Origin of the sequence: Actinomycetospora straminea (assembly GCF_028737255.1) — a bacterium.
Lineage (GTDB): Bacteria > Actinomycetota > Actinomycetes > Mycobacteriales > Pseudonocardiaceae > Actinomycetospora > Actinomycetospora straminea.
The window spans coordinates 110,020-123,641 of the sequence record NZ_JAQZAN010000015.1; the positions used below are offsets into that span (position 1 = coordinate 110,020).

14 protein-coding genes are annotated in these 13,622 nt (G+C 73.0%); 5 read left to right on the top strand and 9 right to left on the bottom strand.

The features are described from left to right. Positions 1 to 30 precede the first annotated feature (30 nt). Positions 31 to 2,280 carry a winged helix-turn-helix domain-containing protein gene (locus tag PH190_RS20175; RefSeq protein ID WP_274233319.1) on the top strand — a complete coding sequence of 750 codons (2,250 nt, stop codon included), beginning with the start codon at positions 31 to 33 and terminating at the stop codon, positions 2,278 to 2,280. Here the strand turns inward: PH190_RS20175 and PH190_RS20180 are convergent. After that, a complete protein-coding gene (locus PH190_RS20180) occupies positions 2,262 to 2,498 on the bottom strand; it encodes a hypothetical protein (RefSeq protein ID WP_274233320.1) in 237 nt (78 codons plus the stop codon). The genes PH190_RS20175 and PH190_RS20180 overlap by 19 nt on opposite strands. A gap of 198 nt (positions 2,499 to 2,696) precedes the next feature. On the opposite strand from PH190_RS20180, the gene PH190_RS20185 reads away from it, so the two are divergent. Then, the gene (locus PH190_RS20185) at positions 2,697 to 3,326 is read left to right on the top strand and encodes an RNA polymerase sigma factor (protein ID WP_274233321.1); all 630 of its coding nucleotides are present in this window, start codon (positions 2,697 to 2,699) and stop codon (positions 3,324 to 3,326) included. Positions 3,327 to 3,413: 87 nt separating this feature from the next. Here PH190_RS20185 and PH190_RS20190 read toward each other — a convergent pair whose 3' ends face one another. From PH190_RS20190 to PH190_RS20215, 7 genes are all read right to left on the bottom strand, one after another. Then, the gene (locus tag PH190_RS20190; protein ID WP_274233322.1) at positions 3,414 to 4,103 is read right to left on the bottom strand and encodes a hypothetical protein; all 690 of its coding nucleotides are present in this window, start codon (positions 4,101 to 4,103) and stop codon (positions 3,414 to 3,416) included. Between the two features lie 218 nt (positions 4,104 to 4,321). Continuing rightward, positions 4,322 to 4,456: a hypothetical protein gene (locus PH190_RS20195; RefSeq protein WP_274233323.1), complete on the bottom strand. Its 135-nt coding sequence runs from the start codon at positions 4,454 to 4,456 to the stop codon at positions 4,322 to 4,324. Positions 4,457 to 4,629: 173 nt separating this feature from the next. Next, entirely contained in the window at positions 4,630 to 5,880 is a 1,251-nt protein-coding gene (locus PH190_RS20200) for an acyl-CoA dehydrogenase family protein (protein WP_274233324.1), read from the bottom strand. 19 nt (positions 5,881 to 5,899) lie between these two features. After that, positions 5,900 to 6,613 (bottom strand): SDR family NAD(P)-dependent oxidoreductase, encoded by a 714-nt coding sequence (locus PH190_RS20205; protein WP_274233325.1) that lies wholly within the window; start codon positions 6,611 to 6,613, stop codon positions 5,900 to 5,902. Between the two features lie 79 nt (positions 6,614 to 6,692). Continuing rightward, positions 6,693 to 7,691, bottom strand: a complete 999-nt coding sequence (locus tag PH190_RS20210; RefSeq protein ID WP_274233326.1) for an AraC-like ligand-binding domain-containing protein — start codon at positions 7,689 to 7,691, stop codon at positions 6,693 to 6,695. 704 nt (positions 7,692 to 8,395) lie between these two features. Next, positions 8,396 to 8,569, bottom strand: a complete 174-nt coding sequence (locus PH190_RS30870; protein WP_420791681.1) for an RGCVC family protein — start codon at positions 8,567 to 8,569, stop codon at positions 8,396 to 8,398. Beyond that, on the bottom strand, positions 8,566 to 9,117 hold the full coding sequence (locus tag PH190_RS20215; protein WP_274233327.1) for a DUF5994 family protein: 552 nt from the start codon (positions 9,115 to 9,117) through the stop codon (positions 8,566 to 8,568). The genes PH190_RS30870 and PH190_RS20215 overlap by 4 nt, the downstream gene beginning before the upstream one ends. A 290-nt stretch (positions 9,118 to 9,407) precedes the next feature. On the opposite strand from PH190_RS20215, the gene PH190_RS20220 reads away from it, so the two are divergent. Then, positions 9,408 to 10,820, top strand: a complete 1,413-nt coding sequence (locus PH190_RS20220; protein WP_274233328.1) for a wax ester/triacylglycerol synthase domain-containing protein — start codon at positions 9,408 to 9,410, stop codon at positions 10,818 to 10,820. Between the two features lie 98 nt (positions 10,821 to 10,918). Further along, entirely contained in the window at positions 10,919 to 11,350 is a 432-nt protein-coding gene (locus tag PH190_RS20225; protein ID WP_274233329.1) for an ATP-binding protein, read from the top strand. Between the two features lie 301 nt (positions 11,351 to 11,651). On the opposite strand, the gene PH190_RS20230 is transcribed toward PH190_RS20225, so the two are convergent. Next, positions 11,652 to 11,885: a hypothetical protein gene (locus tag PH190_RS20230; protein ID WP_274233330.1), complete on the bottom strand. Its 234-nt coding sequence runs from the start codon at positions 11,883 to 11,885 to the stop codon at positions 11,652 to 11,654. A 501-nt stretch (positions 11,886 to 12,386) separates the two neighbouring features. Here PH190_RS20230 and PH190_RS20235 point away from each other — a divergent pair. Next, positions 12,387 to 13,571, top strand: coding sequence for a fatty acid desaturase family protein (locus tag PH190_RS20235; RefSeq protein ID WP_274233331.1), 1,185 nt, complete (start codon positions 12,387 to 12,389; stop codon positions 13,569 to 13,571). The last annotated feature ends 51 nt before the right edge of the window (positions 13,572 to 13,622 follow it).

Consider the following 13,622-nt stretch of genomic DNA (forward strand, 5'->3'; position numbering starts at 1 on the left):
GGCCGGCCACCCCCGGTGCACCCTGAGGGCGTGCGGGACGACCAGGCACCGGAGGTGGCGGCGCCGGGCCAGGCCGAGGTGCTCGGTGACACCTGGCTGCTCGCGACCAAGCTGCGCGTCCCGCGGCGTCGTTCCCTGGTCCACCGTCCCCGCCTCGTCCGCCTCCTGGACGAGGTCGCGGACCACACGCTGACGCTGCTCGTCGCCCCGCCCGGCTGGGGCAAGACCTCCCTGCTCAGCGACTGGTGCCACGCCGGCGACGGTCGGGCCGTCGCCTGGTTGTCCCTCGACCGTGAGGAGGGCGATCCCCACCGCTTCTGGCACTACGTCGTGGCCGCGCTGCGCACGGTCGTGCCCGGGCTCGGCGAGCAGGCGCTGCAGGCCCTCGGGACACGCCAGGCGCTCACCGAGGCGGTGCTGCCGTCGCTGATCAACGAGCTGGTCACCGTCGACGAGCCCGTGGTGCTCGTCCTCGACGACTACCACGTGGTGACCAACACGGAGGTCCACGACGCCGTCGCGTACCTCCTTCGCCGGGCGGCCCCGGGCCTGCGGCTGGTCGTCGCGACGCGCAGCGACCCGCCCCTGCCCACCGGCCGGCTCCGGGCCGCGGGCGAGCTCGTCGAGATCCGCGCCGCGGAGCTGGCGTTCACCGGGGCGGAGGCCGGCGAGCTCCTCAACCGCGAGCTGGCCCTCGACCTCGGCGAGGAGGACGTGGCGCGCCTGGGCCGGCGCACCGAGGGGTGGGCGGCCGGGTTGTACCTCGCCGGCCTGTCGATGCAGGGACGTGACGACCGCGCCGCCTCCGTCGCGGCCTTCGCCGGGACCGACCGGTACGTCCTGGACTACCTGGGCCCGGAACTCCTCGCCGGCCAGCCCGAGGACCTGCGCCGCTTCCTGACCCAGACCTCGATCCTCTCCCGGATGACGCCCGACCTCTGCGCCGCGGTCACGGGCCGCGCCGACAGCGCCGCCGTGCTCACGCACCTCGAGCGGACCAACGGCTTCCTCGTGGCGCTCGACGACCGGCAGGAGTGGTTCCGCTACCACCGGCTCTTCGGCGACCTGCTGCGCCACGAGCTGGGCCTCGCCGAGCCCGAGCGCATCCCGGACCTCCACCGGCGGGCGGCCCGCTGGCTGCGGGAGTCGGGGGACGTGCCGGAGGCCATCGAGCACTTCCTCGCCGGCGGCGACGGCGACGGCGCCGCGGAGCTCGTCCTCGCGCACTGGACGCCGTACTTCAACGCGGGCCATCTGCGGACCGTCGAGCGCTGGCTCGAGATGCTGCCGTCCGAGCGAGTGGAACGGGACGCCGGCTTGTGCCTGGCGAGGACCTGGGTGCTGCTCGACCAGGGTCGCCTCGACGTCGCGAGCGCCTGGGTCATGCGGGCCGAGCAGGCCGCCACCGGTCCCGACACCGCCCGCGACGCCGCGCTGGCCCGCGCCGTGCACCGCTTCAAGATCGGGGACGTCGGCGCGTGCCACGCCGCCGCCCGCCGGGTGCTCGAGCTCGGGTCCGGGGACGGGTTCGGCGACACCGTGGCCCGCTGCATCCTCGGTGTCGGTCTGTTTTGGCGGGGCGACGCCGTGGCGGCGGTCAGGACGCTCACCGAGGCGGTGCGGTCGGCCCGCGGCGCCGACAACCAGCTCGCCGAGATCTACGCCCTGGGCTACCTCGCCGTGGCGCACCTGCACGCCGGCGCCCTCACCGAGGGTCGGCGCGTCGCCGACGTCGCCATGGCGAAGGTCGTCGAGCCCGCGGTTTCCGAGCACTTCGTCGCGGCCTTGCCGCACACGGCGCACGCCGCCCTGCTCTCGGCGAGCGGGCAGCTCGACCGAGCAGAGCCGGCCGCGGACCGCGCGGTCGGCCTCGCGCGTCGCGGCGCCGGCCGTCTCGAGATCGGGCTGGCCCTGGCCCACCAGGCCCAGATCCGGATCGCCCTCGGGCAGGACGGCACCGCGGCCCTCGACGACGCGCGCCAGGTCGTCCAGGGGTGCCCGGACCCCGGGTGGCTCCCCGAGCGCCTCGCGGGCCTCCGGCGGTCCCTGCGCGCCGCGGCTCCGCGGCCGGTGGCGGGTGACGGCACCTCGTCGTTGAGCGAGCGCGAGGCGGCGCTGCTCCCGCTGCTCGCCGGGACGCTCTCCCTGCGCGAGATCGGCGCCGTCCTGCACGTCTCGGTGAACACCGTCAAGACGCACAGCCGCGTGCTGTACCGCAAGCTCGACGTCACCTCCCGCGACGACGCCGTCCACCGTGCTCGTCAGCTCGGGCTGCTGTGAGCGCGGTGCGTGGCGGGCGGCTCGACCTCGACCCCGGTCAGCTCGAGTCCCAGATCCCGCAGCCTGTCGATCACTCCGTACACGGCGGACGCGTCCGGTAGCTCCCCGATCAGCACACGGCCGCCGCCGCCCGGGTCCAGGCAGACCCCATCGATGGCGGACGCGAAGCGAGCACTCAAGCGCTCGCGGACGCGGAACCTGACGACGGTCGCCACCATGCCTCCCCATGCCTCCCCATGCCTCCCCATGCCTCCCCGCGGTCCGCTGCCCGACGAAACTCAGTGTGCTCGTGGGGTGACGAATCGACGCTCACCCTGCCCGGGTTCACCCGGGTGAACAGGTCGCTCGGTGCTGACCGACCTCGTGCCTCGGCGGGAGCGTGGCCTCCGGAACAACGCCCGTCCCCGGAGGTCAGGATGCCCGCCGCCACGACCTGCGTCGCACCGACCGAGCGCGCGCCCGACGCGGATGCCGAGCTCCTCGAGTCGTTGCGGGCTCGGCAGGAGGCCGCCTACGTCACTCTCGTCCGCCGCTACACCCCGTTGATGCTCCGCCTGGCGCGGCCCTACCTGCCCAACCAGGCGGTGACCGAGGAGGTCGTCCAGGACACCTGGTGCTCGGTGCTCACCGGCATCGACGCCTTCGAAGGACGGTCGTCGTTCAAGACCTGGCTCCTGCGCATCCTGCTGAACACCGCCCGCAGCCGCGGACAGCGCGAGCACCGCACTCTCGCCTGGGACTGCGTGCCCGGCGAGGCGGCAGCCTGGGAGTCCCTGCTCGAGCCCGTGACGGTCACCCCGGAGGCGTGGGTCGTCGAGGCGGAGACGTTCTCCGCGGTCGGCGACGCGCTCGAGCTCCTGCCGTCACGACAGCGCGCGGTGTTCGTCCTGCGCGACCTGGACGGGTGCAGCGCCTCCGAGGTCTGCGCGCGGCTCGGCATCACGGCGGGCAACCAGCGGGTCCTCCTCCACCGCGCCCGGGCCCACCTGCGTGCCGCGTTGCCCGCCTCGACCCTGGCGGTGAGCCGCGTGGGGTTCCCCCGCTAGCTCGGAGACCGAACGATGCGGCTGTGGGCGGTGACGGGGCCGGACAGCTGAACGGCGGCCAACCCTGCCGCTCGGGCAACGGGTCCTCTACGGGGACGTCGCCGCTCTCTTCCCCTGGACCCCGCGGCGAAGGCCCACGACGAGGACACCGAGAGCGAAGATCAGAAGGGCTGCCTGCGAGGCGACCGCAGCAAGGTCCTGGAAGGCGCCCTCCAGGCCGTTGTAGCCGACGTCGACGCCGACGGCGAGGGAGAGGACGCCGCTGATCGCGGCCAGCCAGGCCAACCAGAACGGACGGAACCCCGCTCTCGCGAGGGCGGAGCCGACGAGCACCAGAGTGACACCCAACAGCATGCGGAAGTAGCTCTGGAGCCCCCACTCGAGCCACCTGACCACCTCGGCGTCGGCGAACCGGAACTCCTTCTGCGATCCCGACGTCACGTACCAGGCGCCGACTGCCTGCTTCAGCGCGATGCCGTCGATGGCCTGCAGGACGGCGAACATCGTCGCTGTCGCCGTGGTCGCACCGATGCCGAGCCAGGCGAGCACCCTGGCCCTCGATGTTCTTAGGAGTGCGACACAGAGAACGATCAGACCGGCGAGGCCGATCTCCACGCCCACGAACTGGCCGAAGTGCGTCAGCACCCATCCGCCGTCGGTCGCGTACGCAGTGAAGATCTCCGGGTGATCGTCCTCGGAGCCGGAGGGGTGCCAGGCCATCGTGACGATCAGGTTGAACAAGAGGCCTCCGGTGAGGAGGACGCCGCTCGACCGCACCCATTCCTCGTTGCCTGTCCGTGTTCGCTGCCTGCGCTCATCCTCTGCATCTCCATCGCGCTACCTGCCCTGTGTCGGAGGGCCTCCTCATCGATCTCGCCCCGCCCGAGAGGTTCGGCCAGCAGATCCGCAGGGCTCGGGCGCGACCTCTCTGTCGCACGTCCGAGATCTCCTCCTCACCTCAGAGAAGAGCTCGTTGAGCAATCCGTCGATCGTGCTCAGGAGGCGTCATCGGCGGGCGGCGAGGACAAGGCCGACGACAGCACATCGCCGACGACGACGCCCAGGGAGACGAGCCCAACGATGAAGATCGCGACGGCGATGCCGTAGAACAACATGTGCTCACGCACCATGACAGCCTCCGGTTGCAGGTTGCCTCACCGTGGAGCGCTGCGGGACGAGGTGTCAGGGCCGGACGTCATGTCCTCGCCGGGTCGGCCGTCCTGAGCGTCCGTGTCCCGAGGACGCGGGTCGCACGACCCCGTGAGCAGCTGGTCGCCGGCACTGGACGTGGGCTCGGCGGACGTCAGCCGTCGACCGTGTGCCAGGGGTCGTAGGTGGGGTCGGCGAGGACGGCGTGCAGGCGCCGGCGGCGGAAGCCGTTGTTCCCGCCGCTGAACAGGGGGTAGGCGAGGGCGTCCTGGAGGAGCCCGGCGAGGGGCAGGTGGTGGCCGTAGGAGTCCACACCGATGACCCTCATGAGCTCCACCAGGGTCTGGACGGCGGCCTCGGAGCCGAAGATCTTGGTGTGGACGGACAGTTCCTCGGCGCTCGGAGAGCCGCTGTCCACCGCGGCGCACGCCGCCCGGGTGAGGGCGCGGACGGCCTCGATGCGGGTCTTCGCGTCGGCGAGCGCGAACCCGACGCCCTGGTGCTCCACCACCGGGACGAGCCCGCCCCGCCGATCGGTACGCGCGAAGCGCAGGGCGACGTCGAACGCCGCGCGCATCACGCCGGTGGCACACGCCCCGACGAGGGCCCCGCCGAAGGACGCGGCGACGATGCCGAGCCCGTCGCCGACCTCGCCGATCAGGTCGGCGTCCGGCACACGGACGTCGGTCAGGGTGAAGCGCGGCAGCAGGTGGGCACGGTGCCCGAGCGGGTCGAGGAGGTCCGTGATCCTCAGGCCCTCGATCGGCCCCGGGACGAGGAAGACCGCGGTCGAGCGCCGCGGGTCGAGATCGTCACCGGCCCGGCACACGACGCTCATGAGGTCGGGCCCGGCGCCGTCCCAGCCCGTCGCGTGCGACACCCACTGCTTCTCGCCCCGGATCGTCCACCACCCGTCGTCGTACCGGGCCGTGGTCCGCAGCCCGACGTCGAGCCCCGTGCCGGGGTCGGCCTGGTCGAGGTTGGCGGTGCCGCCGGGCTCGGACAGGGCGAGGGAGGCGACCGGCGTCCCGCTCGTCGTCAGGAAGGGGGCGAGGAAGCGCCGGTGCTGGGCCGGTGACCCCGCCCGCATCAGCGGGGTCAGGCCCAGGCCGGTCGCGAACAGGTGCAGGGCGACGCTCGGGTCACCGGCGACCAGCTCCTCGGCCAGCACCGCCGTCGTCGAGGCACCCGTCCCGTCGCCACCGAGTGCCTGGGGGACGAGCCGGCGCAGGAAGCCCGCCTCCACCATCTGCCGGTAGAAGGGGCGGGTGGCCCGGTAGCGCTCGGTCGCCGTGGGCAGGGGGTCGGTGACGTCGCGGACGTGGGCGAGGACGTCTCCGGCGAACTCGCGCGCCCGGGCGCGCAGGGCCGCCTGCTCGGATCGCGGGGGCGATGTCGTGGTCACGGTCGTCTCCTCCCGTGCCTCAGTGGCCCGCGCTCTGGCCGCCGTCGACGTGCAGGGTCTCGCCCGTCACGAAGGTCGCGGACTCGAGGTAGAGGACGGCGTGCACGATCTCGTCGACCTCGCCCATGCGGCCGACCGGGTGGAGGCCGGCGTAGGCGTCGTACGCCTCGACGGGGTGCATCGGGGTCTTGATGATCCCCGGCGACACCGCGTTCACCCGCACGCCCGAGCCGGCGCACTCGATGGCGAGGGACCGGGTCGCCGCGTCGAGCCCGCCCTTGGTCAGGGACGCGAGCACCGAGGGGACCGCGCGCATCGGGTGGTCCACCAGCGAGGTGGTGAGGGTGACGACGTGGCCACGGCCCCGCTCGAGCATCGCCGCGACGGCGCGCCGGGTGATGCCGAAGAAGCCGGCCAGGTTGAGGCCGACCATCGCCGCGAAGTCGTCGTCGGTGTAGGCGGTGAAGGGCTTGGCGAGGAACGAGCCCGCGTTGTTGACCAGCGTGTCGACGTGCCCGAACCGCTCCAGCGCCGCGTCGACCACGCGGTCGGCGGTCCCGGGGTCGGTGAGGTCCCCGGGGACGGTGTGTACCTGCGGGTCGTTCGACGCGGCGATGGAGCGCGAGGTGGCGACGACGGCGTAGCCGAGCTTGCGGTAGCCCTCGACGACGCCGGCGCCGATACCGCGTGATGCGCCGGTGACGATGACGACCTTCTGGTCGGTCGTGTTCATGGTCTCTCCCTGGGACGTGCGTCGTCGACGGGACCGCCGTCGGGCGGCCCGTGAGGTGGTGGTTCCGGTGGCGGCGGGTCTAGGTGCGCAGCGGTCGCGGGCCGCCGCGGTCCCACCGACCCGACCGGCGGATCTCGCCCGCGGTCATGCCGAACTCCGCCTTCAAGGCCCTGCTCAGGTGCTCGGTGTCGGTGATGCCCCACCGTGCGGCGATCGCCGCGGCGGTGCGTCCGTGCAGCGACTCGTCGACGAGGTCGCGGCAGACCCGTTCCAGGCGTTGCCGTCGGATCCAGGCCGACAGGGTGTTGCCGGTCGCCGCGAGCACCTTGTGCAGGTAGCGCACGGAGACCCCGTGGGCCCGCGCCACCGACTCGACGGTGAGCCCCGGGTCGGACAGGGACGCCAGGCAGTGGGCCAGCACCCGGTCGGCGAGGTCGTCGCCCGCGCCCTGCGGGGCGATGTCGACCAGCTCGGCGATGACGAGCGAGACGATCGCGTCGGCGAGGTACTCCTTGCTCCGGCTCGCCGCACCCAGGGTGCAGGCGTCGACCTTCGCCGCGAGCCCCTCGAACAGCGCGCCGACGACGTCGCGTGGGCCGCACTCGGTGCCGACCGCGACGGCCGTGCGTTCCGCGAGCGCGTCGGCGTGCGAGCCCAGCGCGGCGACCGGGACGGTGACCACGACGGCCTCGTACGGCTCCCAGAACGTCACCTCGTACGGCCGCGAGGTGACGTAGTTGACGAGGTCGCCGGGGCCGAGCAGGCAGTGTCGGCCGTCCTGCGTGACCCCGGCGCGTCCCTCCCGGAGAAGGGCGACGGTGAGGAGGGCGGGATCACCGGGATCGAACAGTTCGGGGCCGCGGGTCAAGACGCAGGGGCTGCCGCTGACCACGCTGACCTGGACCTCGCCCGCCGCGGCACTGCGGACCGAGCTGTGGAAGGTCCCGTCGACGAGGGGCCGCACCCGCAGCGGGGCGAGCGAGCGAGTCAGGTGCGCGGCGAACTGGTCGCCGTCGTCGGTCTCCGCCGTCGTGACCAGGCGGGGCGGCGCGGAGCCCTCGAGGGCCTCTGAGCTCATGCGCCACCTCCCCACCGGTGGAGCCGATCGCTCGATCGGCCCGTGGGACGACTGTAGGAGCGCTCACCCGCCTCCGGCGTCCACCGAGCGCACCGGCAGGCGCCAGATCGTGCACCTCGCCGCCTCGCCTCGAACGCTCCGGCCCGGTCGCTGAGCCCGGGCCGGACGGTGAGCCGTCCCGCCGGGCCACGCCCGTCGGGAAATGCGGTGGTCCGACGGCGCGGCCATCAGCGGAGTCGGGCACACGCGAGCAGCCGACGATCGCCTGCTCGACGGTCGGCTTCGTCGACCCGGCGGCGCGGCCCTTCAGCGCCGTCGCTGCCATGCCTCGGTCGACCCGGCGACGGCACTGACGTCGACGCCCGCGGCGACGAGCTCGGCGGCCGCGCAGCTGCGTTTGCGCTGGTCAACGCGTGGTGCCCCCGGCAGGATTCGAACCTGCGCTCCCGCCTCCGGAGGCCGGGCAACCGGGTGATCGCAGGCGTTCTGCCTGGTCCTGAGGACGTCGGCTGGTCGCGCAGATGACCTCTGGTGCCCTCCTGCGGCCCGCGGTTCGTCCCACAAGTCGTCCCACGGGCCCGCGCTGCTGCGATGCGGCTGTGGCGGTGCTGGGTGGGTTCGGTGTCGCAGTTCGAGGCGGTCCGGGCACGGGATGATCGATGGGACGGTGCCGGATCGCGAGGACTACCGGTGAACTGAAGGAGTCATGGTCGGCAGATGCATCCGCGCGTCTGCACCGATGCGATGGTCGCCAAGCAGAACCGCGCACCCAGGGCGTCATGTGCCGCCCAGGGGTGGGGACAGACCGAGCAGGTCTCGGGCACCGGCCGGTGCGACGGCAGCCGATCCTCGGATGCGCTCGGGCCAGAGTCGTTCATGGCATGACCTCCAGAACGGCGTGGGCGGCACCAGCCGGCAGCACCTCGCGCTCGGCTGGTTGGTCGGGGGCCCTCTGCTCCTCGAGCAGCGCGGCCGGCAGGTCGGTGTTGTCGGCGGCGCTCGCCCGTCTCAGGGTGGCGGTGGCGTGGGCACGCCGTGTCTCCGGAGGAACGACCAGCAGCACGAGCGGCGTGTGCGTCGTCGCACGGCTGGCCACCCAGATGAGGTCGGCGTCGAAGTCCGCGAACCCGTCGAACGCCACCCGGCCGGTGGGGGTGACCAGCCGCTGCCGCCCGGTGGGGTGCCACTGCGCGGCTCCGAAACCGATGCGCGCGATTGGCCCGACCCGGGGACCCAGTTGTGCGCTGATCGCGGCCAGGAGTGCGGGCAACTCCACCCGGAGGTCCCGCGAGCGTGGCCACCAGCCGCCGTCGACATGACCCGCGCGCGACATGTTCGGCTTCAGCTCGAGCCGGACATCGTCGTCGGCGTCGCTGCCGTGCTCGGTACTCGATCCAGGGTCGTGATTGTCTCGTGGCTCCGACATCGGTCGGTGCCCCCGTTCCAGGCCGCCCAGCGACCGCTATGGAGAGCGTCGAGGAGGCCGGCGATGATCGCTCTCGGCGTGGAGCTCCTCGATGTCCTCGACAGTACCCCCCACCTGTCGACGGAGAGGCCGTTCTCACGACGTCCGCGAGACCCGCGACATGACCCGCTCGACCGGCCGCTCCCTCGCGCCGCTCGATGGGTCACGTGGCCCGCGCGATGGCCGGTGAGGGGTGCCGGCGTGGGGCCTACGCTGAACCGGCCTGTGGCAGTCGGGCCCGGAGGGACGGCATGACGAGCGGGACCGGCGATGTGGTCCGCACTTCGAGCGAATTGAACCCGCTCGAGACCATGATGTGGCGTGCGGAGGTCGACCCGCGCCTGCGGTCGCCGGTCGTCGTCCTCGATGTCCTGGACACAGAGCCGGACTGGGACCGGGTCGTCGCGTCTCACGAGTGGGCGACGCGGTTCGTGCCGCGCCTGCGCGAGCGCGTTCTGGAGCCGTGGGGCGACTGGGGCACGCCGGCCTGGGTGCCCGACCCGGACTTCGCGCTCTCGCACCACCTCGGCCGCGCGCAGGTGGCACGACCCGGCGGGCGCCGTGAGCTCCTCGACCTCGCGGCGTCGATGGCCCTGACCCCGTTCGACCGCGAGCGCCCCCCGTGGGAGGCGAAGATCGTCACCGGGCTCGCGGACGGGCGGGCGGGGTACGTGCTCAAGGTGCACCACTCCGTCGCCGACGGCCTGGGCCTGGTGCAGATCCTGCGCATGCTGCACAGCGGGGTGCGCGAGCACACCGACCTCCCCGATCACCCCGAGCCCGACCGGCACGGCCCCTCGAGGCTGGGGCTCACCGTGAGCCAGGCGGCGCGGGCCGTCGCGGCGGTGCCGACCCAGACGCTGGACCTGGTCTCCGCCGGCGCCGGCCTGCTCGGGCGGCTCCTCACGCGGCCCCTGGCCACGGTCTCCGACGGCTCGGCGTTCCTCGGGTCGGCGCTGCGGGCGGCTGTCGGGCCGGTGGTGCCCCGGTCGCCGCTGCTGCGCCGCCGGAGCCTGGAGCGCCGCTTCGAGGCGCTCGAGGTGGACCTCGGCGCGCTCAAGGCCGCCGGGCGCGCGGCGGGCGGTTCGCTCAACGACGCGTACCTGGCCGCTCTGCTCGGCGGGATGCGTCGCTACCACCAGCGGTTCGGCGCGATCCCGCAGCACCTCGCGATGGGCATGCCGGTGAACACCCGGGACGCCGACGACCCCGTCGGCGGGAACCACTGGGCCGGCACGCGCTTCGCGGCGCCCCTGGGCGACGCCGACCCCGTCGTGCGCATCCGGCACGTGCGGGAGGTCGTCCGGCGGACCACCGGCGAGCGGGTGGTCGACGGCCTCGGTCTCATCGCGCCGCTGCTGGCTGTGCTGCCGTCGCCGCTGCTCGCGCTGATCCAGGGCGGGGCGACGAGCGCGAACGACCTGCAGGCCAGCAACGTTCCGGGCATGACGGGGCCTGCGTACCTGGCGGGCGCGCAGATCGTGCGCAGCTACGCGTTCGCGCCGCTGCCGGGCGGCGCGGCGATGATCACGCTGACCTCCCACGGCGACACCTGCTGTATCGCGGTGACCCTGGACCCGGCGGCCATCACCGACCCGGACGCGTTCCTCGAGGACCTCCGGGCCGGCTTCGATGAAGTCCTCGACCTCGCTCCCGCGCGCTGACCTGCCCCGGGCACCCGGACCCGGCAACGCCGGGCCGGGCTGAGCGCTCGCTCACCGTCGGGTTGCCGGGGCGGTCGTGTCGGGCACCCGGACGCACCATGCCGACCACAGACAGCCGCGGCGCCGCTACCGTGCCGCGCTGGCCCGAGCCATTGCGGATCACCGCAACGGCCCACGGCGCTCAGGTGCGGGTCCTGCGCCGGTACCTCACACAGTGGCTCGACGGGGACCACCTCGACGCCGACGTCATCGACGATCTCGTCCTGGCCACCTCCGAGGCGCTGGAGAACTGCTGTGACCACGCCTACGCGGGGGCGTCGGTCAGCGGAGTGATGACGTTGGCGGCCCGTCCCTTCGACCACGGGTTGGTCATCACCGTGGGCGACGACGGCCACTGGCAGCCGACGGCCGCACCCGGCACACGCGGGCGAGGCCTGGCCATGATGCGCACGCTGGTCGACGACGTCGCCGTCCACGCCGGCGCGGACGGCACCCACATCGCTCTGACCCTCTATCGAGTCGGCGACTGAGCCGACCCACTCACCACTGCCGCCGCAACGACAGGGTTCCCTGCCTCGCTCCAGGCGGGTGCATCCGCAGGGTCACGACCCCGGCCGGACGATGCTGGTGAGGTCGGCTAGACGGACCCTCAGCCACGACATCGACTCGGTCCGGCCAGGGGTGCGGGCACACCGTGCACGTCACGTCGTCCGTGTGCTCGTGATGGTGTCCGCCAGGAGCTCGGCCGTGGAGTGCCGGTCGCCCGACGCGGAGGCCGCGTCGAGCGCGGCCTCGGCGGCGGGTCCCGGGGCGTCGCTGGTTCTGCGGCTGTCAGGTGCGTCGACCCGAGCGATTGCTCAGTGCCTGTTCGCTGGAGTCGCGCACGCCGACCACCTCCGAGTGCCGGATCAAGGTGCCGTCGGGCGTCGTCGTGGAGCCCGTCGGTTCGCTCTGCTCGAAGGACTCGGCAAGACGGTGGAGAAGTTGTTCCGCGTGCTCGTCCTCGACACCCTGCAGCACGATCTCGTGCCCGCCCCGTAGGAGAACCGTCACCCGCCTGCTCATCTCCGCTCACCTCTCGTCGTCGCCACCGTGGCACGGAGAGGCCCCGATGTCAGCGGGCGATCGTCGACCAGGTGGCCCCACCTCGAGTCCGGCTCCGGGCGTTCCCTCGGCCGATCGGTGCGGACGACGAAACCCTGCCGGAGCCGGCGCGGTCGGCGCTGGTGGCGAGGCGAGGCGTGACGCGGATGGGCCTCGTCGTCCGTCGGCGGGGGTCTACGTGGTGTTCTCGGCCAAGATGCGCTCGCTGGTCGACGACGTCGCCGTCCACGCCGGCGCCGACGGCACGCACATCGCTCTCACCCTTCGGGTCGCCGGCGGAGCCGGTTGTGCGCTACCCCTCCGCGACGCGTGCGGATCGCGCGAACGGGATATCCCTCGGGCGAACGTGCTGCGGCCGGACACCCGACCGCTCGGCGAGCTGGTGCCCAGACCCGTGCTCCTCGCCTCCCCGGGCCCACGCAGGGCCGGTGGACACGACGACCACGAGGCCACGGAGGCCACTTGAGCTCGACCACCCTGGCACCGACGACCCCGACCAATCGTCCCGTCGTCGAGGACCGCCCGTGGGGAGGGCCGGTCACGGTCGCCGCACCGCCTGCCGGCGCCACGACGGCCACGACCCCGACGACCGCGCACCTCTCGACTGCTGACGTCGAGGCCCTCGGCGCCGAGCTCGACGAGATCCGCCGCGGCGTGATGGACGACCTCGGCGACGACGACGCCCGCTACATCCGGCGCGTCATCGCCGTGCAGCGCGGCCTCGAGACCGGTGGGCGCGCCCTGCTGCTCGTCTCGGTCCTGCCGCCCGCCTGGATCGGCGGGACGGCCGTGCTCTCGGTGTCCAAGATCCTGGAGAACATGGAGATCGGCCACAACGTCCTGCACGGGCAGTGGGACTGGATGAACGACCCCGAAATCCATTCCTCGATCTGGGAGTGGGACTCGGCGTCCTCGGCCGACGGCTGGAAGCACTCCCACAACTACCTGCACCACACGTACACCAACGTGCTGGGCAAGGACCGCGACATCGGCTACGCGACGTTGCGCGTCGACCCCGACCAGCCCTGGAAACCGCACCACCTCGTGCAGCTGCTCATCAACGCGGGGCTCGCGCTCGGTTTCGAGTACGGCATCGCCCTCTACGACATCGAGCTCGACGAGGTCGCAGCCGGCCGCAAGCCCTGGGCGCAGGCCCGCACCGAGCTCGGCGGCCTCTGGCGCAAGGTCCGAGGCCAGATCGCCAAGGACTACGTCCGCTGGCCGCTGCTGTCCGGGCTGTCGGCGCCGACCACCCTCGCGGCGAACCTGACCGCCAACGTGGTGCGCAACGTCTGGACCCACGCGGTGATCTTCTGTGGTCACTTCCCGGCCGACGCGGAGACCTTCGCCGAGGAGCAGCTCGACGGCGAGACCCGCGGCCAGTGGTACCTGCGCCAGCTCTTGGGCTCGGCGAACCTCGACGGCTCCCCGCTCCTGCACCTGATGACCGGCAACCTCTCGCACCAGATCGAGCACCACCTGTTCCCGGACATGCCGTCCAACCGCTACGCCGAGGTCGCCCCCGCGGTCCGCGCCCTGTGCGAGCGCTACGGGCTCCCGTACACCAGCGGGCCGCTGCACCGGCAGTACGCCGGCGTCCTCGCCACCATCGCCCGCATGTCGCTGCCCGGCGGTGCCCGGCCGTGACGCCGGCACCGCCCGCGTCCCTCCCGCACCTCCGACGCGAGCCGGCGCTCG

What these genes read in the sequence shown, in the direction of transcription:
- PH190_RS20180 (WP_274233320.1), bottom strand. Translation starts at nt 2,498, where the DNA reads ATGGTGGCGACCGTCGTCAGGTTCCGCGTCCGCGAGCGCTTGAGTGCT.
- PH190_RS20185 (WP_274233321.1), top strand. Translation starts at nt 2,697, where the DNA reads ATGCCCGCCGCCACGACCTGCGTCGCACCGACCGAGCGCGCGCCCGAC.
- PH190_RS20195 (WP_274233323.1), bottom strand. Translation starts at nt 4,456, where the DNA reads ATGGTGCGTGAGCACATGTTGTTCTACGGCATCGCCGTCGCGATCTTC.
- PH190_RS20205 (WP_274233325.1), bottom strand. Translation starts at nt 6,613, where the DNA reads ATGAACACGACCGACCAGAAGGTCGTCATCGTCACCGGCGCATCACGC.
- PH190_RS20210 (WP_274233326.1), bottom strand. Translation starts at nt 7,691, where the DNA reads ATGAGCTCAGAGGCCCTCGAGGGCTCCGCGCCGCCCCGCCTGGTCACG.
- PH190_RS30870 (WP_420791681.1), bottom strand. Translation starts at nt 8,569, where the DNA reads ATGAACGACTCTGGCCCGAGCGCATCCGAGGATCGGCTGCCGTCGCAC.
- PH190_RS20215 (WP_274233327.1), bottom strand. Translation starts at nt 9,117, where the DNA reads ATGTCGGAGCCACGAGACAATCACGACCCTGGATCGAGTACCGAGCAC.
- PH190_RS20220 (WP_274233328.1), top strand. Translation starts at nt 9,408, where the DNA reads ATGACGAGCGGGACCGGCGATGTGGTCCGCACTTCGAGCGAATTGAAC.
- PH190_RS20225 (WP_274233329.1), top strand. Translation starts at nt 10,919, where the DNA reads ATGCCGACCACAGACAGCCGCGGCGCCGCTACCGTGCCGCGCTGGCCC.
- PH190_RS20230 (WP_274233330.1), bottom strand. Translation starts at nt 11,885, where the DNA reads ATGAGCAGGCGGGTGACGGTTCTCCTACGGGGCGGGCACGAGATCGTG.